The sequence below is a fragment of the Gammaproteobacteria bacterium genome, from assembly GCA_021647245.1.
In the GTDB taxonomy this organism is placed as follows: Bacteria; Pseudomonadota; Gammaproteobacteria; order RBG-16-57-12; family RBG-16-57-12; genus JAFLJP01.
Genome location: JAKIVC010000010.1, coordinates 17,998 through 40,966, shown reverse-complemented (window position 1 = coordinate 40,966; position 22,969 = coordinate 17,998). Strand labels below are relative to the sequence as shown.

The following is a 22,969-nucleotide window of genomic DNA, read 5'->3' as shown; positions in this document are numbered from 1 at the left end:
CTTGCCTGCGCCCATACCCAATAGTTAGGTGTATGATATGAGCGCAATTCCAGAAGATTTCATCCTCAAGGCTACACAGCTTTCTGAAGAAGTCACCCAGCCATTTTCTGGCTCCAGAAAAATCTATATTGAAGGCTCGCGTTCTGATATTCGTGTGCCGATGCGTGAAATCAGCCAGGCCGTAACTCATACGGATAATGGCGTAGAAGAAAATCCACCCATAACGGTCTATGACACCTCAGGGCCGTTTACCGACCCAGATGTTACGATTGACCTGATGAAGGGGATGCCGGATGTGCGTAGCCGCTGGATTGAAGAGCGCGGTGATACCGAGTGGCTGCAAGGTCCAAGCTCTGATTATGGTCAGCAGCGTCAGAGTGCGCCTGAATTGACTCATCTGCGTTTTGAGCATATTCGCACCCCACGTCGCGCCAAGGCCGGTAAAAATGTTTCGCAAATGCACTACGCCAAACAGGGTATTGTTACACCTGAGATGGAATATATTGCGATTCGTGAAAACTGTCGCTTGCAGGAGCTAAAGGCAGACTCCCGTTACACTAAGCTGCTGCGCCAGCACGGGGGCGAGAGCTGGGGTGCCAATATTCAGGCATACATTACCCCAGAGTTTGTGCGTGATGAGGTCGCGGCAGGTCGCGCAGTTATTCCTTGTAACATCAACCACCCTGAGCTGGAGCCGATGATCATCGGTCGTAACTTCCGCACAAAAATAAACACCAATATAGGCAACTCTGCGGTCACTTCATCTATCAATGAGGAAGTTGAAAAGATGGCCTGGTCTGCTCGATGGGGTGGTGACACCCTGATGGATCTTTCAACGGGAAAAAATATTCACGAAACCCGTGAGTGGATTTTGCGTAATGCACCGATGCCGATTGGTACGGTGCCGATCTATCAGGCGTTGGAGAAAGTGAATGGTAAGGCTGAAGAGCTTAGCTGGGAGATCTTCAAAGATACCTTGATTGAGCAGGCTGAACAGGGAGTGGATTATTTCACCATCCACGCCGGTGTACTGTTGCGCTATGTGCCGCTGACGGCACACCGTGTCACGGGCATCGTCTCTCGCGGTGGCTCTATTATGGCCAAATGGTGCCTGGCGCACCATCAAGAGAACTTTCTGTATACCCACTTCAATGAAATTTGTGAAATCATGAAAGCATACGATGTCGCCTTTTCTCTGGGTGATGGCTTGCGCCCGGGTTCACTGGCGGATGCCAATGATGCTGCACAGTACGGTGAGCTGGAGACGCTGGGTGAGTTGACCAAAATTGCTTGGCAGCATGATGTGCAGGTGATGATTGAGGGGCCGGGGCATGTGCCACTACAAATGATCAAAGAGAATGTAGATAAAGAGCTGAAAGATTGCTTTGAAGCACCTTTCTATACCTTGGGGCCACTGGTTACCGATATTGCACCGGGTTATGATCACATTACCTCTGCGATTGGTGCGGCCAATATCGGTTGGTATGGCACCGCAATGCTCTGTTATGTCACTCCCAAGGAGCACCTGGGGCTGCCCAATAAAGAGGATGTACGGGTCGGTATTATCTCATACAAAATTGCCGCCCACGCTGCCGACCTTGCTAAAGGGTTTCCGGGTGTTCAGCTGCGTGATAATGCGATGTCTAAATCACGCTTTGAGTTCCGCTGGGAGGATCAGTTTAACCTTGGTTTTGATCCCGAGCGCGCTCGGGAATACCACGATGAAACTATGCCCAAAGAGGCGCACAAAGTTGCCCATTTCTGCTCGATGTGTGGTCCCAACTTTTGCTCGATGAAAATAACCCAGGATGTCCGTGAATACGCGGCTAAGCAGGGTATTACCGAAGGCCAGGCGTTGGAGAAGGGTATGCAGGAGAAGGCGATACAGTTTGTCAAAAGTGGCGCTGAAATATATAAGAACACATAGCCTAGCTTATTGAATTCACTGTGTGGCGGTCAGCTCTTTATGGGTGGTCGTTGCATTGTCAATAGCGTTCCTTTTAAACCAGCACAGTTGAATGGCATGAATTGGCTTTATGGAAGAGGGTCGGGCGGATATTGGCATGTATTTGTTTTGGTTAATTTGTTAATAATCAACTAATTGTAGGGTTACTCTTTTTTTTCACTCTTAAATTAATAAAAAAACCAATAATTTGCTAGACTCCATTTGAAATCACGCATAGATTAACCCTATGCTGTGAAGCGTATTTATATTAGTATCATGCTCATCCAGATAGGTTGTGCAGGTTGCTGGGTTTATAATAATAGAGTGATAGGAGAGAAAGTTATGATCGATGCAATTATTCCAAAAATAAGTATGACGTTAATCGTTGGTTTTACAGCCTTCGGTCTGTGGGTTATGGGTGTTGCTTATTACCACGTATTTACCGGTTAGAGAGCACTTTATAAACGCGCTTACCTTCTAGGGAGGGTAAGCGCGTTTTTTTATGCCAAAAGAAAAGATAAATTTTATGCAGTTCAGGAGAGTGAGTTGATTATACCTTGGGCATCGAGCCCACAACTGCTGAGCAGCTCTTCCCGAGTGCCGTGTTCGATATAGTGATCGGGTAGCCCCAAATTGATTACTTGGCGCTGAATATTTTGCGCGGCTAGCCACTCGTTAACGCCGCTGCCAGCACCACCTATGGTTGCATTATCTTCAAGTGTGATCAGCGTGTCATGTTGTTCAGCCAGTTGATGCAGCAGTGCTTCATCCATCGGTTTTACGAAACGCATGTTGGCGACCGTGGCATCGAGCTGTTCGGCGGCGTGGAGCGCCTCTTGCAGTAACGGGCCAAAGTTAAGGATGGCAATCCGTTTCCCCTGGCGACGAATTTCACCTTTGCCGAAGGGTAACGGTGTCAGGTTGTTGGTAGTTTCAATGCCCGGCCCGCTGCCACGGGGGTAGCGAACCACGGCGGGTGTATCCATTTGATAGCCGGTGCTCAGTAGTGCCCGGCACTCTTGTTCATCGGCTGGGGTCATGATGCTCAGATTGGGTACGCAGCGTAGAAAGCTGATGTCATAGCAGCCGGCGTGAGTGGGGCCATCAGGGCCAACAATCCCGGCGCGATCGACCGCAAACAGTACCGGCAGGTTTTGTATGGCAACATCGTGTAGTAGCTGGTCATAACCCCGTTGCAGAAAGCTGGAGTAGATGGCAACGACCGGCTTTAGCCCCTCACAGGCGAGGCCTGCTGCCAGGGTGATGGCATGTTGCTCGGCAATTCCCACGTCGATATAACGCTTGGAAAACTGTTGGCTGAACTTTACCATGCCAGAACCCTCACACATGGCGGGTGTTATGGCAATCAAGCGCTGGTCTTGTGTGGCGGTATCGCATAACCACTCACCAAAGATATCGGTGTAGCTTTTTTTGCTGCTAGCGGTCACGGTTTTTTTGCCGCTTTCACGGTCAAAAGGGGTCATGCCATGGAATTTACAGGGGTCATCTTCAGCATGCTGGTAGCCTTTCCCTTTTTTGGTGACAATATGTAGAAATTGGGGGCCACTGAGGGATTTGATGTTTTGTAGGGTGGTGACCAGGGTGTCCAGGTCGTGCCCATCCACTGGGCCAATGTAGTTAAATCCTAGCTCCTCAAACAGCGTGCCGGGCACTACCATCCCTTTCATATGCTCTTCGGTACGACGTGCCAGCTCAGAGACTGCGGGCATATTTTTAAATACTTTTTTACCGCCCTCACGCATTGATGAGTAAAACTTTCCTGAGAGAACTTTGGCAAGGTAGTTTGAGAGCCCGCCAACATTAGGTGAAATAGACATCTCGTTATCGTTGAGAATCACCAGTAGGTTAGTGTTCAGGTGACCGGCATGATTAAGTGCCTCAAATGCGATGCCCGCTGTCATGGCTCCATCACCGATAATAGCCACCGATTTACGATCACTGTTGGCATGTTGAGCGGCGACTGCCATGCCGAGTGCGGCGCTGATAGAGGTGCTGGAGTGGCCAACACCGAAGGCATCATAGGCGCTTTCGGTGCGTTTTGGAAAACCTGATAATCCGTTGCGTTTGCGAATAGTGTCCATTTGTTCGCGGCGGCCGGTGAGGATTTTATGTGGGTAGCTCTGGTGGCCTACATCCCATACAAGGCGGTCACTGGGTGTGTTGAAGACATAGTGCAGGGCAATGGTGAGTTCGATGGCACCTAGCCCGGATGAGAGGTGTCCGCCCGTCTTGCTGACAGAGTCCAGCAGAAAGTGACGCAACTCATCGGCTAATGCGGGCAGCTGGTGGGGGCTGAGTTCGCGCAGCTGCTCAGGGGTGATGATCTGTTCCAGTAGCGAGGCGTTGGCTTCACTTACATCTGCCGAAGTGCTGTCGCTGTTTTCCGTATTATTATTCGCCATTGCTCGGCGTCATCCTCTTCAAAGTGGGTGCTTCCAGTATATCAGTATTTGCGGCTAATGATGTACTCAGCAAGATCGCGCAGGGGTTCTGCCTTATCACCAAACTGGCTGAGACTCTCCAGTGCTTCTTGGTGTAGGTCGCTCATCATCTGCTTGGCTTCGTCCATTCCCACAATGGCGGGGTATGTGGCTTTGTTGGCATTGAGGTCGGACCCCTGAGGCTTGCCAAGGATTTCGGTTTCACCTTCAATATCCAAAATATCATCTTTGATTTGGAAGTTGAGGCCGATGCACTTTGCGTAGTGATCGAGGTGATTGATTGACGGGGTATCCAGACTGGGTTTGCTGTAGGCGGCGAGCATGACGCTGCTACGGATGAGCGCGCCAGTTTTGTGAATATGCATATCTTGTAGCTCGGCCAGTGTGAGTGTTTTACCGGTTGCCGCAAGATCGATTGCTTGGCCACCCACCATGCCGCGTGAGCCACTGGAGTGAGCCAGTAGTGCGCACATGCGTAAGCGTGCTGCTGAATGATTGATCATGTTGTTATCACTGGCCAAAATATGGAAGGCGAGTGCCTGGAGCCCGTCGCCGACTAAAATGGCCGTTGCTTCATTATAGGCTTTATGGCAGGTGGGTTTTCCTCGTCGCAGATCATCGTCATCCATCGCAGGTAGATCATCATGCACCAGTGAGTAGCTGTGAATAAGCTCAATAGCACAGGCGGGGCCATCCAGCTGCTCTGTGGGTATGTCCAGCACATTACCTGTTAGGTAGACCAGTAACGGGCGAACACGCTTTCCACCATTAAAAGTGGAGTAACGCATCGCCTCATGCAGGTGTGCGGGGTGGATTTTGTCACCGGGAAGCCACTGATCTAAGGCTGTTTCAACTCTGTCCCGATAGTGGGTGAAGTGGGTTTTCAGATTCACAGCCATCTACTCGCTGGGTAATTAATCAGGCGTGCTTTCGCTATCAAACGGTAGCCGTTGCGGTTGACCATTTTTCTGCATTAATATCTCCACCTTTTGTTCAGCGGCAGAGAGCAGTTGTTGGCAATTGTGTGTTAGTTCAATGCCGCGCTCGAAGCATTTGAGGGACTCTTCCAAAGTGATGTCGCCACTCTCCATCTGCTCAACAAGGGTTTCCAGCTCTTTGATTGAGCCTTCAAAGTTGAGTTTTGTGGATTTTCTTGGCACCGTAGCCTGCCTGTAAAATTTGAGGATCGGCTACCGTAACCTAGATACGATATGGGGTCAATGTTAGCTCGCGCACTCGCCTTTTCTAGGGCTAACAAAGTAATTCCCTTGTGATACGATGTGATGTAATGAGGTGGTAGAAAGGATTGAGGGCAGTATGAGCAATTATGATGCAGCGTCCATAGAGGTATTAAGCGGCCTTGAGCCCGTGCGTAAACGGCCGGGTATGTATACCCAAACCGAACGCCCCAACCACTTGGCCCAGGAGGTTATTGATAACAGCGTTGACGAGGCGATGGCGGGTCATGCAAAGTTGATTGAGGTGACCCTCTATGAAGATCAATCTGTCGAGGTGCGCGACGATGGGCGGGGAATGCCGGTAGATATTCACCCTGATGAGGGTGTTCCCGGGGTTGAGGTTATTCTGACTAAATTACATGCCGGTGGTAAGTTTTCCAACAGCCAATACCAGTTTTCAGGTGGCCTGCATGGTGTGGGTGTTTCGGTGGTCAATGCGCTCTCTACACGTCTTGATGTCTGGGTGCGCCGTGGTGGTAAAGAGCATCACATTGCCTTTGAGAGTGGTAATAAGGTTTCTGATTTGAGTGTGGTCGGTAGTGTCGGTAAACGCAATCTTGGCACGACGCTTCGTTTTTGGCCTGACCCCCAATTTTTTGACAGTGCTAAATTTTCTGTTGTTCGCTTAAAACATATGTTGCGTGCCAAGGCGGTTCTTTGCCCCGGTTTAAGGGTTAAGTTTAAACAAGAGGGGGGTGAGTCTCTCGAGTGGTATTACGAGGATGGTCTGCAAGATTACCTTCTGGATGAGCTGAAAGGGCTAGAACTATTACCTAAAGAGCCTTTTATGGGTTGCTTGTCGGGAAACCTGGAAGCGGTGGAGTGGGTTGTTTCGTGGCTGCCTGAAGGTGGCGATGGGGTGGCGGAAAGTTATGTGAACCTAGTGCCCACCGCTCAGGGAGGCACCCACGTAAATGGTCTGCGTAGCGGATTAACTGAAGCGATACGTGAATTTTGCGAGTTCCGAAACTTATTGCCACGGGGGGTTAAATTAACGCCGGATGACGTCTGGGAACGCGTCACCTATATATTGTCAGTGAAAATGGCCGATCCGCAATTTTCGGGGCAGACTAAAGAACGGCTCTCTTCTCGGGAGTGTGCGGCTTTTGTTTCTGGTGTGGTGAAAGATGCATTCAGTCTCTACCTGAATCAACACCCCGAGATAGGTGAAAATCTGGCAGATATGGCAATCAGCAACGCGCAAAAGCGGCTGCGAGCCAGCAAAAAAGTGATACGCAAAAAGGTGACCCAAGGACCCGCGCTACCCGGTAAATTGGCTGATTGCAGCTCACAGGACAGTGCCCGCACCGAACTTTTTTTGGTGGAGGGTGACTCCGCAGGTGGTTCTGCGAAGCAGGCGCGGGATAAAAACTTCCAGGCTATTATGCCGCTACGAGGAAAAATCCTTAATACGTGGGAGGTGGAGTCAAGTCAGGTGCTCGCCTCTCAGGAGGTACACGATATATCGGTTGCGATTGGTGTAGACCCGGGTTCAGATGATTTCTCCTCACTACGTTATGGGAAAATCTGTGTGCTGGCCGATGCTGACTCGGATGGAGCCCACATTGCAACGCTGCTTTGTGCGCTTTTTTTGCGTCATTTCCACTCTCTGGTGGTGGCGGGACATATCTACATCGCGATGCCTCCGTTATTCCGCATCGATATTGCAAAAGAGACCTATTACGCACTGGATGAGGCAGAGAAAAATGGCATTCTTGACCGCATTGCGGCGGAGAAAAAACGCGGCAAAGTAAATGTGATGCGATTTAAAGGGCTGGGTGAGATGAATCCGCTACAGTTAAGAGAGACAACACTCTGCCCCGATACCCGTCGGCTGGTTCAGCTGACAGTGGAATCAGGGGATGAAACTCACCAGTTGATGGATATGTTGTTGGCAAAAAAACGTGCGTCTGATCGCAAGGCGTGGCTGGAGACGCGAGGGAATTTAGCTGATCTTGGTTAACGGCGGTTTCCGTAGACAACAATTAGCTTCTCCTTATTACGATGAGCTAGGTTCAGACCGCGCCACGCCTCTTTGTGAGGTTATCTACTCTCCTTGTTTAAAGTTATCCCCTTTAGCGTCGAAATCTCTATGTAGCCTAATTCTCAAGTAGGAATACACAGACTGCGCAATCTATTGATGTCACTGTGAAAGCAATGCCTTCAATATTATATCTCTTTTCTATTTGGGGAGTAGTGGGCGTAGCGTTCTGGGCGACAGTGTTTAAAACAAGGAAAAATGATGGCAACCATATTGTTGGTAGATGATGAAGAGTCTGTTCGTGAGATGGTTTCCGAAGTTATTCGCCAATGTGGTCACAGTGTGGTTACCGCAGACTCTGTGGCAAAGGCAAAAGTGATCTTTACATCTCAGGCGATTGATTTGGTGGTGACCGATCTGGTGATGCCCGAGCAGAGCGGGATAGATCTCATTCTTGAGTTTAGGCAGATAAAGGCGGATGTGAAAGTATTGGCTATTTCCGGTGGTGGCGGTATTACCGGGCGCTTTGATTATCTGCCTATCGCCTCACTTGTAGGGGCGGGGGCTATTTTGAAAAAACCATTTTCAATTAATGAGTTCAGTAATAAGCTCGAAGAACTCCTCAGCACTCATTGAGTTGTGGCTAGTTATTTATTGATGGGCTTGAAACGGCCAGGGATGGATAATTTGAATGAGTAGACAGCATACTATTCTGGTAGTCACCAATACACAGGCTGACGTTGATGTTCTATTGGGCGGGTTGGCCGATGAGTTGAATGTTTTAGTGGCGTGTGACAGCCAGCATACATTGGATATATTAAGTAGCGGGAGAGTAGAGCTTTTGCTGCTGGATACAGCGATGCCGCAGTTGGATGGCTTTGCGCTTTGTCAAAAAATAAAATCCAACCACCTCACACGCTCAATACCGGTTATTTTTGTTCTTACCGAGTGTGATGAGGATAAGATTGATGGCCTGTTTGATGTCGGTGGTGCTGATTATGTAGCCCGGCCTGTTCGAGAAAAAACACTTTCAGCACGCATAAAAGCACACCTAACATTTGAGCGTCTTACCCCACCCCACCCCCTTCCGGGTTTCAGCGAGAATCAGCAAACACTGCAAATATTTTTTGATAACACACCCGATGGTATTTTGGTTGTTGACGACAAGGGCGAGATTGAGAAGTTTAATCAGTCGCTTCTTGCCATGTCTGGCTTTGAAGAGCGTGAGTTAATTAACGCACACTTTGATCTGCTTTTGCCGGATTGTCACAACTTACTGGCTGAGTATGAAGCTAACCATCAGAGCATCGATGGCATTATTGATGCGCGAAATATTGCGCTGGTGGCATCATCCGGGAAAGAGTTCTCAGTGGAGCTTTCTCTCTCGCATTATCGACAAGGAGAGAGCCACCACTACCTTTTCTTCCTGCGCAATAATACCGAATGGCAGATGAAAGAGGCGTTGCTGCGCAATAGTGAAGAGAAGTTGCGCACTATTATTGAAAACGCCAGTAATGTTATCTGCACCATGGATCGCCACCATCAATTCACCTTTCTCTCCCCCGCTTGGAGTGAATATCTGGGTTACTCAGTGGCGAGTGGCTTGGGTAAGTTAATGGATCAATTTATTTACGAGGATGATATTGATGCCTTTAATCGCGCACTTATTCAATACGATAATGGTGAGTTTCCCCGCTTTGAGTGCCGGTTAATACACTCATCGGGTGCACTGCGCTGGTTTATGCTCAGTGGTCGATTGGTTAAGGGGGCCGGGGATGCACAATTTTATGTCGTGGTGCTTGAAGACATTACAGAGCATAAAGCAGTGGTTCAGGCGCTGACCGAGAGCGAAGAGCGTTTCCGACTGCTATTTGAGTCTATGAGCCATGGCGTGGTGGTGATTGACGAGCAGGGCGTGCCCGTGATTACCAATCAAGCGGTTGATAACATCCTAGGGATGAGTTACCCAAGCTTAGTCAAGCAGCTGGAGTGTGGAGAGGTTGAGCTGGTTGGTGAGCAACAGCAGCCCGTCAGCCTAGAAGATTTCCCACCGAATGTGACCATGAGGAGTGGTGAGTCGCTGCATGAGCGTGTACTGGGTATTAGAACCCACGAAGATCACCAGGAGCGATGGATCTCAATGAGTGTTGTGGCTCAGGCTGGCGAGCAGGCGGGAAAGCCTGAGCGGCTGTTCATCACTTTTTCTGACATGACCGAGCGCCGCTTTGCCGAGTGTGCGGTGCAAGATTACCTCCGTTACTTGAATGTCATGGAACGAATGAATGAAGTGGGGATTCAGGCGGCCTCTGTAGATGATCTCTTGAGAAATGTTTTGCGGGAGCTGCTGCTCACCCTTGAGTGTCAAAAAGCATGGATTATCTACCCTTGTGAAGCGGAACAACAGCTGCCGTCAGTTCCCATGTTGATTGATGATCAGCAGAATGGTGGTGCAATTGAGGCCATGTTTCCGATTGATGACACAACCCGGCAGATGGTGGAGAAGTCATTCAGCTGTGCCACGCCGACCCTTTTTTCTAACGACCACGGCGAAGGGTTACCTCACTCGATTGCCAGTCAATATCAACTGGATGCTATCTTAACCATTGCCGTCTTTCCTAAAAAATCCAAACCGTGGTTGTTGTGTCTCTGTTACGGGAAAGACCAGCCGACCCCTACACAGCAGGATCGCCTGATTGTAGAGAATATTGCCAAACGGCTGGCTGACTATATAACGAGTTTTGATAATTTAACCAGCTTGCGTGAAAGTGAAGAGAGCTTGAAAGAGGCACAAACCATTGGCCAGATTGGTAACTGGTCTCATGATCTGGTGAAAGATGTGGTTTATTGGTCGGAACAGGTCTACCGCATTCTTGGAAAGGATAGCCTCTGGTTTATACCTCAATACGACGGCTTTATGGATGTTGTTCACCCGGAAGATCGTGACAAGGTTTGCCAGTACGATCAGCAGATCCGCCGTGAAGGTGGCAAGCTTGGCTACGACTTTCGCATTATTCGAGCAGATGGTGCGGTGCGTTGGGTTCACGCAGAAATCATAGCCGATACCGAGCAGGGCGCTGTGCCCAGTAAAGTGCGGGGGACCTTTCAGGACATCACTCAGAGTAAAGAGAGTGGTGAGCAGCTAAAGCAAGCAGAAAATCAGATGAGAATGATTCTTGAGTCGGCTGCCGAAGGGATTTTTGGTCTGGATAATGCGGGCAATGCAACTTTTGTAAACTCATCAGCCTCAAAGATGCTCGGCTATGCGCCAGAAGAGATAGTCGGTAAACCTGTGCACCCATTGATTCATCACAGTTATGCCAATGGCAGCGAATACCCGATCAGTGAGTGCCCCTTCAATCAGGCATTAGTTGAAGGGGGGGTTCAGCGTAATCAGCATGATATTCTGTGGCGTAAAGGGGGTGCTCACTTCCCAGTTGAATTCAGCGTAATGCCTCTTCGGAGTGGCGAATCCACCTTTGGCGCGGTGGTTACTTTTCGTGATATTAGTGAACAAATTCGTGCTGAATTAGAAAAAAAGCTGCTTCAGAATCAACTGCAGCAGGCACAGAAAATGGATGCCATTGGGCAGCTGACAGGGGGTGTTGCTCATGATTTCAACAACATGCTGGCAAGCATTCTTGGATACTCCGAACTGGCGCTACGTATTTTGTCACACTCACCGAACGAAAAGCTGGTGCGCTATGTTGAAGAGATATTTAAAGCGGGTGAGCGAGGGCGAGATCTGATTGCAAAAATGCTGGCTTTTAGTCGAGGTATTGATGACTCGAAACCGGAGCCTATTTTACTGGAACCACTACTCACAGATGTTTTGAAAATGTTGCGCTCAGTGATGCCGGCCTCCATTGCGATCACCACCGAGGTTGAGGAGGGTGTTCCGGCGGTGATGGTTGATACCATTAACCTCCAGCAAATCGTTATGAACCTTTGCATTAATGCCCGCGATGCAATGGAGGGAAAGGGTGAGCTGCATATCGTGATTCGGAAGCACCATTGCCAGGACAACTATTGTGCCTCTTGCCATGAAAACTTTGCCGGCGACTATGTGGAACTAAGGATAACGGACAGTGGTTGTGGCATTGACCAAGAGAGCCTGGTGCGTATGTTTGATCCATTTTTTACCACAAAGGAGATGGGCAAAGGCACCGGAATGGGTCTCTCAGTAGTGCACGGGGTTGTGCACAGTGCAGGTGGTCATGTCGGTGTCAGCTCATCGCCCGGAGAGGGAACCACCGTCTCAATCTATTTTCCACCCACAGCACTCCACGCGAAGGAGGAGAGTGAAGCGATTGAACTGGCCGCTGAAGAGACCTGTGTTGGAAAAATACTGGTTGTTGATGACGAACCCTCGGTGGGTGAATTTCTGCGGGAGATACTGCGTCTGTACGGATATGAGTGCGACTATCAGCCGCTCCCACTGCAAGCGCTCGAACAGATCAAAAAACAACCCGGTCACTATCAGCTTATTATCAGTGACGTCACCATGCCCGAGATGACTGGTATTGAGCTGGCCGAAGCAATTCACTCATATAAATCAAACCTCCCTGTCATTCTTTGTACCGGTTATTCCGATGTGTTAACGCCAGAAGTAGTGGATCGTATTGGCGTGCTTCGTGTACTTAAAAAACCCCTTAACAGCGTCGAGCTGTTGGAGAGTGTTGCAGATGCGTTGGGAGTTGTTTCCTGACTCCCTTCCTTTATATGGGGGAGTGAATAGGTATTAAGTGATTGATTTTACAATAAAACAAAAGCGAGTTGCTAAGCTGTCTGGGTAGGATTATTTGACACTAAATCATTTCGTCTATATTCTTGTGATCATTAAAAACTCGTTGTTTTTCGTAGCAAAAGGCGCTTGGAGGCGCTTTTTTTGTTACGTCAGTTAAATAAATATGTGGCCTCGCGGGGGGCTCTGGAGAGTAATTTCCGGGGACTATGTGTTGGGTGCCGCCGAAATTCAAGGTAACAGAATGCTTACGATAACCCTTCCGGATGGAAGTCAGCGCCAATTTGAAAGTGCATTAACAGTGATGGATGTTGCCGCTGACATCGGCCCTGGTTTGGCGAAAGCCACCTTGGCAGGCAAGGTGGGTGATAGGGTGGTTGATGCCTCTTACTTGATTGAGAGTGATGTTGCACTGAGTATTATTACCGATAAGTCGGCAGAGGCGGTGGAGGTCATTCGACACTCTACCGCTCACTTGCTGGCTCAGGCTGTGAAGATACTTCATCCTGAAATGCAGGTAACCATCGGCCCGACAATCGAAAATGGCTTCTATTATGACTTTGCCGGTGAGTATCGTTTTTCTCCGGAAGATCTGGGGAAAATAGAAAGCAAAATGAAGGAGCTGGTCAAACAAAATATCGCCATCGAGCGCAGCACTATGGTGCGTGAAGAGGCTATCGGTTTTTTCGCTGATAGAGGTGAAAACTACAAGGCTGAAATTATTGAGTCGATCCCCCATGGCGAAGTGCTTTCACTCTACAAGCAGGGTGATTTTGTTGATCTTTGTCGTGGCCCACATGTGCCCTCTACCGCGGCGCTAAAAGCTTTTAAACTAACCAAGTTGGCGGGTGCCTATTGGCGTGGTGACTCTAATAATGAGATGTTACAGCGTATTTATGGAACAGCATGGTCAAATAAGAAAGCGCTTAAAGCGTACCTCTTCCGTATTGAAGAGGCTGAAAAACGTGACCACCGTCGGATCGGCAAGCAGTTAGGGCTGTTTCACGCTCAAGAAGAAGCGCCTGGTATGATCTTCTGGCACGACAACGGCTGGAGTATCTATCGCACGGTAGAGCAGTATGTGCGCGATGCGCTGAAGGAGCACGATTACCAGGAGGTGAAAACCCCGCAGGTGGTTGATCGTAGTTTGTGGGAGAAGTCAGGCCATTGGGATAAGTTTGGCGATATGATTTTCTCTACCCACTCTGAAAATCGTGATTACGCGGTTAAGCCCATGAACTGCCCATGTCATGTGCAGATCTATAATCATAGTCTGAAAAGTTATCGCGACCTACCTTTGCGAATGGCTGAGTTTGGTTCTTGTCATCGAAATGAACCATCGGGTACGCTGCATGGCTTAATGCGTGTGCGGGCCTTTACTCAGGATGATGCGCACATTTTCTGTACGGAAGAGCAAATTCAGTCTGAAGTGTCGAGCTTTATTGATCTTTTGTACCAGGTGTATGCTGATTTTGGATTTAACGAGGTGATTATCAAGCTCTCAACACGGCCTGAAAAACGGGTTGGTGATGATGCGGTTTGGGATAAGGCTGAACATGCTTTGGAACGTGCCTTGAATGATAAGGGAATCGAATGGGACCTTCAGCCGGGTGAGGGCGCTTTTTATGGGCCAAAAATTGAATTTTCATTGAAGGATTGCCTGGATCGAGTATGGCAGTGTGGCACTATTCAGGTCGATTTCAATATGCCAGGTCGCCTGGGCGCTACCTATATTGCGGAAGATGGCAGTAAAAAAGCGCCAGTGATGTTGCACCGTGCAATTTTAGGTTCTCTGGAGCGGTTTATCGGTATTTTGATCGAGCAGTATGCCGGTGCATTTCCACTCTGGTTAGCGCCAGTGCAGGTAATGGTGATGAATATTACAGACCGCCAAGCCGAATATGCCGAAAAAATGGTCGAAATATTGAAAGAATCTGGCTTTAGAGCAAAATCGGACTTGAGAAATGAGAAGATTGGCTTTAAAATCCGCGAGCATACTCTACAGAAGGTCTCTTATTTGCTGGTTATAGGTGATAAAGAGGTGGAAGAGGGTGTGGTTGCCGTGCGTACGCGCAGCGGCGAAAATTTGGGCACCATGAAACTGGATGCCCTGATTGAAAAACTGGCTGATGAGGTAACCACTCATGGTCAAAACTAAGCTGATTCGGAGGGTTTAACTATCGCTGCAGAAAAGAAGGCGCGTATCAATGAAGATATTACCGCGCGTGAAGTCCGTTTAATTGATGCTGAAGGTGAACAGGTCGGCGTTGTACCGTTAAACGAAGCGAAAAGTCGTGCCGAAGAAGTGAGTCTGGATCTGGTGGAGATTTCGGGTAATTCCAATCCACCCGTGTGCCGTATAATGGATTACGGTAAGTTCGTTTTTGAAACGAATAAGAAAAAGCAGGCTGCTAAGAAGAAACAGAAGCAGACTCAAGTCAAGGAAGTCAAGTTTCGTCCTACGACGGAAGATGGAGACTATCAGGTTAAACTTCGCAACCTGACCCGTTTCCTGAACGATGGGGATAAAACCAAGGTCACTCTGCGTTTTCGCGGTCGTGAGATGCAACATCAGCAACTCGGCATGAATATTATGAAGCGTGTCGAAGCTGATCTTGAAGAACTCGCGAATGTGGAACAGCGTCCCAAGATGGAAGGGCGACAGATGGTCATGGTGCTATCACCCAAAAGTAATAAAAAGTAGAGCTTCGGCTCGTTGTATTAAACTTTTAAATGCGGAGATTTAGAAATGCCTAAACTCAAGTCAAATAGTGGTGCTGCCAAGCGTTTTCGCCTCACAGGTTCCGGTGGAATCAAGCGTGGCTCATCGTTTCGCCGTCATATCCTGACCAAAAAGAGCTCAAAACGAAAGCGTCATCTTCGTTCCCCAGCAACGGTTGCTTCATGTGATGTGCGCTCAGTACGTCGTATGCTGGTCGGTAGTTAATTCAGGATTAGGAGGTAGAAACAAATGCCAAGAGTAAAACGTGGTGTAACGGCACGCGCCCGTCACAAAAAAGTAATTGCCCAGGCCAAAGGTTATTATGGCCGTCGCAAGAATGTATATCGTGTTGCCAAGCAGGCAGTAACCAAGGCAGGCCAATATGCCTACCGTGATCGCCGCCAGCGTAAACGTCAGTTCCGCGCGCTATGGATTACACGTATCAACGCTGCGGCACGTACCTGTGGTTTATCGTACAGCCGTATGATCAACGGAATGAAGAAAGCAGGTATCGAGATTGATCGTAAGATTCTGGCTGATCTTGCGGTACGCAACAAAGATGCTTTCGCAGCCGTTGCAGAGCAAGCTAAGGCTGGTCTTTCCGCATAGCTTGTTATTTTGATGGTATGTTGGCGAAGAACACGCCATCAATGAATGCAAACAGAGGGGAAAGGTGAAAGCCTTTCCCTTTTTGTTGTTATGGCCCTGCCTTTTTCTATTGGGCCGCAAGGGCCTCCAACGGGTCAGGCTCTTTGTTAAGTTGTATTGAGACTCAGTCACCAAATTTTAATTTAGATAAATTTTCGGGGGTAATTGTCGTGCCGGAATTGGCAGAAGTTGTAGATCAGGCAAAACAAGCCATTGCAGATGCAGGAAACTTGCAGGCGCTGGATCAGTTGCGCGTCAACTACCTAGGTAAGAAAGGCCTATTGACCGAGCAGCTGAAGAAGCTGGGCACCTTGCCCCATGAACAGCGCCGAGAGGCGGGCCAAGAGATCAACAGGGCCAAGCAGAGTGTTCAAGCGGAGATTGAGTCTCGTCGGAAAATTTTAGAGCAGATCGAATTGGCAGCCCGCCTGGCTTCAGAAACTATTGATGTTACTCTGCCAGGACGTGGCCAGGCGTTGGGGGGGCTTCACCCCGTCACGCGCACTATGCAGCGTATTGAAGAGCTGTTTACACAGCTGGGTTACCGCATTGCAACGGGGCCAGAGATTGAGGATGATTTTCATAATTTCGAAGCATTGAATATCCCGGAAACTCACCCGGCGCGTGCGATGCACGATACATTTTACTTTGATGCACATACCTTGCTGCGTACCCACACCTCGCCAGTGCAGGTGCGAACGATGGAAAAAGAGGCACCACCCCTGCGCCTGATTGCCCCTGGACGTGTCTATCGCTGTGATTCAGATCTGACTCATACTCCGATGTTTCACCAGGTTGAAGGATTGATGGTTGATGAGTCTGCAAGTTTTGCTGATCTTAAAGGTCTGTTGATGGACTTTTTGCAGAATTTCTTTGAGAGAGAGCTGGCGGTGCGTTTTCGCCCCTCCTATTTCCCCTTCACAGAGCCATCAGCTGAGTGTGATATCCAGTGTGTAATGTGTAGTGGTAAGGGTTGTCGTGTGTGCAGTCATACGGGTTGGCTTGAGGTGTTGGGTTGCGGAATGGTACACCCAGAAGTGTTTTCACATGTGGGCATCGATAGTGAAAAGTACACAGGCTTTGCTTTTGGTATGGGTGTCGAGCGCTTGGCGATGTTGCGCTACGGTGTTAATGATCTACGCCTGTTTTTCGAAAATGATCTGCGCTTTCTGCGCCAATTTAACTAAATTCTGCCTGGGTAAAAGATTATGCGATTCAGTGAAAAGTGGTTACGCGAGTGGGTAAACCCAGCGGTTGATACCGCAACGCTAGCACACCAGGTGACAATGGCGGGTCTGGAGGTTGACTCCATTGAACCCGCAGCACCTGACTTTAACAATGTTGTTGTGGCCGAGGTGATCTCTGTGGAGAAACACCCGGATGCAGACCGCCTTAAAGTCTGCACCGTAGATGTGGGTCATGAGGCGCTTATTCAGATTGTTTGTGGTGCCAGCAATGTTGCTCAAGGGGTAAAGGTGCCTGCCGCTCTGATCGGTGCGGTATTGCCGGGTGGGTTGAAAATAAAGAAAGGGAAGCTGCGTGGGGTCGCGTCGCTTGGGATGCTCTGTTCAGCCGTAGAGATTGGTATGGCTGACCTGGCCGATGGCTTGTTGATTTTGCCGCAAGAGGCCACCGTTGGGCAGAGTATTCGTGATTTCTTTGAGCTGGATGACCCCTGTATTGATGTCGACCTAACCCCCAATCGCGGTGACTGCTTTAGTCTTCGGGGTATTGCTCGTGAAGTGGCCGTTTTGAATGGTATTCAGGTGACAGAGCCGGTCATTGAGGTGGTTTCAGCGGCAAGCGAAGCATGTTTTCCAGTGACTGTTGAGGTGCCGGCAGAGTGCCCTCGCTATGTTTGTCGGGTTGTCAGCGGAGTTGATTTGAGTGTTGAAACACCTCTGTGGATGGTCGAGCGACTGCGCCGCAGTAACATACGTTCAATCAACCCTCTGGTCGATATTACAAATTACGTGATGATTGAGCTGGGTCAGCCGATGCATGCTTTTGATCTGGCAACACTGGAGGGCGGCATTAGTGTGCGCATGGCCCGGCAGGGGGAGTGCTTACGGATGCTCGATGGTAAGGAGATTGAGCTTGATGACCGCTCTGTGGTGATTGCCGATTGCAACAAGGCTGTGGCACTGGCGGGTATTATGGGCGGAGCTGACTCCGGGGTGACTGATCAAACCCGTAATGTACTGCTCGAAAGCGCATTTTTCTCGCCGAATGCGATTGCCGGGAAAGCGCGTAGCTATGGCCTGCATACTGACTCATCTCATCGTTTTGAGCGGGGTGTCGATCCGCAACTTCAAGTTTTGGCGATGGAGCGTGCCAGCCAACTGTTACTTGAAATTTGTGGTGGTCGCCTTGGTCCGGTGAACGAAGTCGCTGACGATAGCTCTCTGCCGACAGCTTCAAATATTATGTTGCGCGGTGAGCGCATCAAGCGCGTACTGGGTATGGATATCGCTCCTGCTGAGGTCGAGCGTATTCTGGCAACATTGGGCATGCCGTGTGTCGCGGTTGACGGCGGTTGGCAGGTACAGGCACCCAGCTTTCGTTTTGATATTAATATCGAAGTCGACCTTATCGAAGAGGTTGGGCGTATTATTGGCTATGACAACCTGCCTACATCGCGCCCATCACCCACCCTGGAAATGCAACCGCAAACAGAGTTAAGGTTACCCGTGAGTCACTTGCGTCAAATTATGGTGAACCGGGGTTATCAAGAGGCGATCACTTACAGCTTTGTCGATCCTGAAATTCAGGCGATATTAACACCCGATTTAGCGGCTATGCGCTTGGTAAACCCTATCTCAAATGATATGTCGGTGATGCGGACTACTTTGTGGGCCGGGCTGCTCCCGGCATTTTCTTATAACGCGAATCGCCAGCAAACACGCATCCGCTTCTTTGAAACAGGGTGCCGTTTTGTTGAAGTGGATGGTCAGTTAAAACAGGAGCCTGTCATCGCGGGTCTGGTTTATGGCGAAGTAATGGCTGAGCAGTGGGGGGAGCCAGCGCGTCAGGTCGACTTTTTTGATGTGAAAGGGGATGTGGAGGCACTGCTATCGGCGGGTGGTATAGATGATGCGTGTTTTACCCCTCAAAAGCATCCGACACTTCACCCTGGGCAGTCGGCATCGATTTGCCGGGGTGGCGAGTCGATTGGCTGGGTGGGTAAGGTGAACCCACAAGTTGCCAAGCAGTTGGATTTGCCAGCCGAGGCTTACCTGTTCGAAATATCTCAGGAACCCTTGCTTGAGGCGCGGCTGCCGCTGTTTCATGAACTCTCTAAATTCCCATCGATTCGCCGTGATATCGCCTTGATCGTGGATGCAGATGTTTCTGTGCAAAGTGTTCAAGAATGCATTGAATCTGCCGCCCCAGTTATATTGAAAGAGTTGAAGTTGTTTGATATCTATACCGGCAAAGGTATTGATTCTGACAAGAAAAGCCTTGCTATCGCTCTGAATTTACAGGATGATTCCAAGACATTGACTGATGAGGATGTGGAAGCCGCAGTCACCAAAATCCTTAAAACCTTGTCAGAAAAGCTAAACGCTAAACTGAGAGAATAACAACAATGGCATTGACTAAGGCCGATATAGCAGAAACGCTGTTTCAAGAGCTTGGCTTGAACAAGCGTGAAGCAAAAGAGATCGTGGAGTGTTTTTTTGAAGAGATTCGAATGGCGCTTGAACGTGGTGAGCAGGTAAAACTGTCGGGTTTTGGTAATTTTGATCTGCGTGATAAAAGCCAGCGACCGGGTCGTAATCCTAAAACCGGGGAAGAGATTCCTATTACAGCACGCCGCGTGGTCACCTTTAAGGCGGGCCAAAAGTTAAAGGCGAGAGTGGAAACCTATGTTGGAAGCGTCGAATAACAGTGAGCTCCCCGTCATTCCCGGGAAACGCTATTTTACCATTGGTGAGGTGAGTGAGCTGTGTGGGGTGAAGCCACATGTATTGCGCTATTGGGAGCAAGAGTTTGACCAGCTTGAGCCGGTAAAGCGTCGCGGTAATCGACGTTACTACCAACGCCATGATGTATTGATTATTCGCCAAATCAGAGGCTTGCTCTACGAGCAGGGTTTCACTATTGGTGGCGCACGCCAGCAGTTGAAAGGTGAAAAAAATCACGCAAATAGCAGCCAGAACAGCCAGGGCATCTCATCTTTGGTGAAAGACTTGGAAGATCTGCTGAAAACCCTTAAAAGCTGAAAAAGTTATTTATCTAACAGTACAAATCGGTTAAACTCCGCGCCGAGTTAATGATGATTCAGTTCTACCTCGGGGCGTAGCGCAGCCTGGTAGCGCACCTGCCTGGGGGGCAGGTGGTCGCAGGTTCAAATCCTGCCGTCCCGACCACATTCCAAAAAGCCTGCTTTGATAGAAGCGGGCTTTTTTTATGCCTAAAACTTTTTAAGGGAGCCTTTGAATAAATCTGAGACCTTTGTACGAGTACATCCACCCTCTTTTTTCGTGCGTCCCTCTTGTGTGCATATTCCGGTTTATTCAGCTTCATTGAGGATGTCGCTGATGACAGTGAGTAGCTGATCTAGCTCATCAGGCACACGGTTGAGTTGGCTCTGTTTAAGAGTGGTTTCAAGGGTTTGTGCAGCTGCTTGCAGTGACTTTAGCCCGCAATAACTGGCTGATCCATTGAGCTTGTGAACCAGCTGTAGTAGTGCCTGGTGTTGCTGATTATCCCAGAGTGACTGTAAACACGGTTGTTGCGAGCTAAGCTCTTTTATCAACATTTGATACATCTCATCCGCGATCTTCTTTTTGCCATTAAAGTGCTGTATGAGTGCCTGATATGTCTTGTTCTGCCCTTTGGGTAGCCATTCGTTTAAACAGGTAATGAGTTTTTGTTCATCGATTGGCTTCTCAATAACCGCATCAAACCCCTGATTAACGAGTGCATTATTTGCATTGGCTAGAACATCCGCCGTGGTAGCAATAATGGGTAGATCAGGCCTTTTATGCTTAATAAGTGCCGTTGCTTCAAGACCATCCATTTCTGGCATGTGTAGATCCATAAATATAAGATCAAAGTGCGCTTTATTGCAAAGCTCTACGGCCTGTTTACCTGTTTCAGCCAGTGTTGCGCCAATCTTGAACTGTTTTAGGAGGGCGATCAAAAGTGTGCTGTTAATCGGGTTATCTTCCGCGATGAGCACATGGCTCAAGGTGAGGTTACTCACCACTTCTATCGCTATCTCTACCGCTTTAGGAGTAGGTTGAGGCTGGCCACTGACTAATTGCTGTAACGCCTGAGTAAGTGTTCTATGGGTGTATGGCTGGCTGATTGAGATGCTATTCAACTGGCAGGGGAGTCTATTTAATAGTTTTGGATTACAACTGTTAATCAATACCAGGGTTTTACATTTTGGCTGCTGGGTGTGGATTAGCTGAAGTTGTTGTGCAGTCTCACCGCTCAAGAGTTGCTGTTGCCTGCATGCGATAATGATCAGATCATACGGTTGCCTGGTTATTTTCTGGTTGAAGGTGCTCGCCGAGATCTCATGTTCGGCTTTTGCGCCTAGTGACTCCAGTGTATGGCTAAGTTTAAACAGTGTGAGCTTGTTATCAGAGTGGAGTAATACATTGAAGCCGTTCAAAAGTTTTTCTGTTGTGGGTGGGGTGGCCTTTTTATCGGGCTGGTACTCTAGTGTAACGTAGAAGGTAGCACCCTTTCCCAAGCTACTCTCAAGGGTAATGTCGCCATTCAGTAGTTCAGCGAAATGTTTAGAGATGGAAAGCCCCAGTCCAGTGCCGCCATAATCGCGGGTGGTGGTGGTATCTGCTTGCTGAAACTTTTCGAAAATAAGTTGCTGGTTTTTCTTGTCAATACCAATGCCGCTGTCGGTAACTGAAAACAGTAGTTTTTCCGGTTCATCCTCCCTCTCTTCATCGCGTGATACGCGGATTTCAATGCTCCCTTGATGGGTGAACTTAATGGCATTACTCATCAGATTGAGCAGGATGTGGTGTATTTTCTGCTCGTCACTGATGATGTTGGGAGTGACATCATCATAGATGATGTAGCTGAGAATAAGGTCTTTCTCATGGGCTGCGGGTGTCACAATGTTAATGACATTATCAATAAGGTCGTACAGGTTTACGCTGCTGTTATCGACATCGATATTGCCGCTTTCAGCTTTTGAAAAATCAAGTATATCGTTGATTATATTGAGTAATGAATGGCTGGAGCGTTGTACAATACTGATGTAGTTGCTCTGAATAGGGCTTAACTTGGTCTTTTGTAACAACTTGGCAAAACCAATCATACCATTAAGCGGGGTGCGAATTTCATGGCTCATATTGGCAAGAAACTGTGACTTTGCTCTGCTTGCATCAAGTGCAGATTGCTCCGCTACCGCCAACTTTATATTTTTATTTTTGAGTTCAGTATTGGCTTTTTTAAATGAAGAGGTCGCTTTTGTGATCTCCTGCTGCATCTTTTCATGGGAGTTGAATAGAGCATCTGACATTGAGTTGATGCCTGATTGAAGGTCACGTATTTCACCACTGCCGTCCAGAGGCGAGCGAGTAGAGAGGTCACCTTGCTCGATTTTTCGGGTGAGTGTAGATAGCTTGTGTATTGGCCTGGCGATGCGATTACTACTGATGTGAGCAATAATTGAAAAAATAATAATCGCAATGAGTGTAATGGCAATGGAGGCGATGTAGGCCTGTTGTTTTTCACTGTTAGTCGCATCTTTGGAGAGGGTGATCATGATGTAGCCAATGGCACCCTCAGGTTCATGGCTGGCTTCTTGAATATTATCGAAGTCATCGTAGACATCGATTGGACGACTGTAGATGGCAGAGAGAAAGGAGATGAAGTGCTCAGTTTCGTAATATTTACTGTTTATATTGCCATCAATAATGTGCCAATTTTCAGGTAATTGATGGGAGTTATCGCTCTCGATATCGATTAATATCTGGTGCTGTTGGTCGAGAATAGTCACATTGACCGCATGGCTTGTTTCGATGATTTTTTCTGCTATCGACTCCAGAAAATCCTGATTGCCGGTGAGAATGCCAAACTCGCAGGCGGGGCCAATATTATTTGTGAGCGTGGCACCGTAGTCGTAGTTTATCTTGCTGATGTAATTAACCTGCATTATGGAGTAGCTGATCGCCAGGATGATCGACAGCGTGATAATGGGGATAATCGAAATGGCAAGCAGCTGAGATTTTATTGAGTTGAAAATCATC

Annotated in this window: 16 protein-coding genes and 1 tRNA gene; 13 read left to right on the top strand and 4 right to left on the bottom strand. The window is 48.6% G+C overall.

Annotated features, from left to right (window positions below; translation table 11 throughout):
- Positions 1-37: 37 nt before the first annotated feature.
- Positions 38-1,927 (top strand): phosphomethylpyrimidine synthase ThiC, encoded by a 1,890-nt coding sequence (gene thiC / locus L3J94_04355; GenBank protein ID MCF6217988.1) that lies wholly within the window; start codon positions 38-40, stop codon positions 1,925-1,927.
- 551 nt (positions 1,928-2,478) lie between these two features.
- On the opposite strand, the gene dxs is transcribed toward thiC, so the two are convergent.
- The 3 genes from dxs to L3J94_04340 are packed head-to-tail and all read right to left on the bottom strand — an operon-like array spanning position 2,479 to position 5,567.
- Positions 2,479-4,368: a 1-deoxy-D-xylulose-5-phosphate synthase gene (dxs, locus tag L3J94_04350; protein ID MCF6217987.1), complete on the bottom strand. Its 1,890-nt coding sequence runs from the start codon at positions 4,366-4,368 to the stop codon at positions 2,479-2,481.
- A 41-nt stretch (positions 4,369-4,409) separates the two neighbouring features.
- Entirely contained in the window at positions 4,410-5,306 is an 897-nt protein-coding gene (ispA, locus tag L3J94_04345; protein ID MCF6217986.1) for a (2E,6E)-farnesyl diphosphate synthase, read from the bottom strand.
- 15 nt (positions 5,307-5,321) lie between these two features.
- Positions 5,322-5,567: an exodeoxyribonuclease VII small subunit gene (locus L3J94_04340; GenBank protein ID MCF6217985.1), complete on the bottom strand. Its 246-nt coding sequence runs from the start codon at positions 5,565-5,567 to the stop codon at positions 5,322-5,324.
- A gap of 157 nt (positions 5,568-5,724) precedes the next feature.
- On the opposite strand from L3J94_04340, the gene parE reads away from it, so the two are divergent.
- The 12 genes from parE (at position 5,725) to L3J94_04280 (ending at position 20,110) form a co-directional block, all read left to right on the top strand.
- A complete protein-coding gene (parE, locus tag L3J94_04335; protein ID MCF6217984.1) occupies positions 5,725-7,608 on the top strand; it encodes a DNA topoisomerase IV subunit B in 1,884 nt (627 codons plus the stop codon).
- Between the two features lie 279 nt (positions 7,609-7,887).
- Positions 7,888-8,262 carry a response regulator gene (locus L3J94_04330; GenBank protein MCF6217983.1) on the top strand — a complete coding sequence of 125 codons (375 nt, stop codon included), beginning with the start codon at positions 7,888-7,890 and terminating at the stop codon, positions 8,260-8,262.
- 55 nt (positions 8,263-8,317) lie between these two features.
- Entirely contained in the window at positions 8,318-12,331 is a 4,014-nt protein-coding gene (locus L3J94_04325; GenBank protein ID MCF6217982.1) for a PAS domain S-box protein, read from the top strand.
- Positions 12,332-12,611: 280 nt separating this feature from the next.
- On the top strand, positions 12,612-14,525 hold the full coding sequence (thrS, locus tag L3J94_04320; protein ID MCF6217981.1) for a threonine--tRNA ligase: 1,914 nt from the start codon (positions 12,612-12,614) through the stop codon (positions 14,523-14,525).
- Positions 14,526-14,546: 21 nt separating this feature from the next.
- Complete coding sequence (gene infC / locus L3J94_04315; GenBank protein ID MCF6217980.1) at positions 14,547-15,071, top strand: translation initiation factor IF-3; 525 nt, start codon at positions 14,547-14,549, stop codon at positions 15,069-15,071.
- Between the two features lie 45 nt (positions 15,072-15,116).
- Positions 15,117-15,314, top strand: coding sequence for a 50S ribosomal protein L35 (gene rpmI / locus L3J94_04310; GenBank protein MCF6217979.1), 198 nt, complete (start codon positions 15,117-15,119; stop codon positions 15,312-15,314).
- A gap of 24 nt (positions 15,315-15,338) precedes the next feature.
- The gene (gene rplT / locus L3J94_04305; GenBank protein ID MCF6217978.1) at positions 15,339-15,698 is read left to right on the top strand and encodes a 50S ribosomal protein L20; all 360 of its coding nucleotides are present in this window, start codon (positions 15,339-15,341) and stop codon (positions 15,696-15,698) included.
- 209 nt (positions 15,699-15,907) lie between these two features.
- On the top strand, positions 15,908-16,924 hold the full coding sequence (pheS, locus tag L3J94_04300) for a phenylalanine--tRNA ligase subunit alpha (GenBank protein MCF6217977.1): 1,017 nt from the start codon (positions 15,908-15,910) through the stop codon (positions 16,922-16,924).
- 21 nt (positions 16,925-16,945) lie between these two features.
- Complete coding sequence (gene pheT / locus L3J94_04295; GenBank protein ID MCF6217976.1) at positions 16,946-19,321, top strand: phenylalanine--tRNA ligase subunit beta; 2,376 nt, start codon at positions 16,946-16,948, stop codon at positions 19,319-19,321.
- Between the two features lie 5 nt (positions 19,322-19,326).
- Complete coding sequence (gene ihfA / locus L3J94_04290; GenBank protein MCF6217975.1) at positions 19,327-19,626, top strand: integration host factor subunit alpha; 300 nt, start codon at positions 19,327-19,329, stop codon at positions 19,624-19,626.
- Positions 19,607-19,963 carry a MerR family transcriptional regulator gene (locus L3J94_04285; protein ID MCF6217974.1) on the top strand — a complete coding sequence of 119 codons (357 nt, stop codon included), beginning with the start codon at positions 19,607-19,609 and terminating at the stop codon, positions 19,961-19,963. Before ihfA ends, L3J94_04285 begins: the two co-directional genes overlap by 20 nt.
- A gap of 70 nt (positions 19,964-20,033) precedes the next feature.
- Positions 20,034-20,110, top strand: a tRNA-Pro gene (locus L3J94_04280).
- Positions 20,111-20,253: 143 nt separating this feature from the next.
- Here the strand turns inward: L3J94_04280 and L3J94_04275 are convergent.
- The gene (locus L3J94_04275) at positions 20,254-22,968 is read right to left on the bottom strand and encodes an ATP-binding protein (GenBank protein MCF6217973.1); all 2,715 of its coding nucleotides are present in this window, start codon (positions 22,966-22,968) and stop codon (positions 20,254-20,256) included.
- Between the last annotated feature and the right edge of the window lies 1 nt (position 22,969).

Coding starts and splice junctions, on each gene's coding strand:
- thiC (MCF6217988.1), top strand. CDS start 38: ATGAGCGCAATTCCAGAAGATTTCATCCTCAAGGCTACACAGCTTTCT.
- dxs (MCF6217987.1), bottom strand. CDS start 4,368: ATGGCGAATAATAATACGGAAAACAGCGACAGCACTTCGGCAGATGTA.
- ispA (MCF6217986.1), bottom strand. CDS start 5,306: ATGGCTGTGAATCTGAAAACCCACTTCACCCACTATCGGGACAGAGTT.
- parE (MCF6217984.1), top strand. CDS start 5,725: ATGAGCAATTATGATGCAGCGTCCATAGAGGTATTAAGCGGCCTTGAG.
- L3J94_04330 (MCF6217983.1), top strand. CDS start 7,888: ATGGCAACCATATTGTTGGTAGATGATGAAGAGTCTGTTCGTGAGATG.
- L3J94_04325 (MCF6217982.1), top strand. CDS start 8,318: ATGAGTAGACAGCATACTATTCTGGTAGTCACCAATACACAGGCTGAC.
- thrS (MCF6217981.1), top strand. CDS start 12,612: ATGCTTACGATAACCCTTCCGGATGGAAGTCAGCGCCAATTTGAAAGT.
- rpmI (MCF6217979.1), top strand. CDS start 15,117: ATGCCTAAACTCAAGTCAAATAGTGGTGCTGCCAAGCGTTTTCGCCTC.
- rplT (MCF6217978.1), top strand. CDS start 15,339: ATGCCAAGAGTAAAACGTGGTGTAACGGCACGCGCCCGTCACAAAAAA.
- pheT (MCF6217976.1), top strand. CDS start 16,946: ATGCGATTCAGTGAAAAGTGGTTACGCGAGTGGGTAAACCCAGCGGTT.
- ihfA (MCF6217975.1), top strand. CDS start 19,327: ATGGCATTGACTAAGGCCGATATAGCAGAAACGCTGTTTCAAGAGCTT.
- L3J94_04285 (MCF6217974.1), top strand. CDS start 19,607: ATGTTGGAAGCGTCGAATAACAGTGAGCTCCCCGTCATTCCCGGGAAA.
- L3J94_04275 (MCF6217973.1), bottom strand. CDS start 22,968: ATGATTTTCAACTCAATAAAATCTCAGCTGCTTGCCATTTCGATTATC.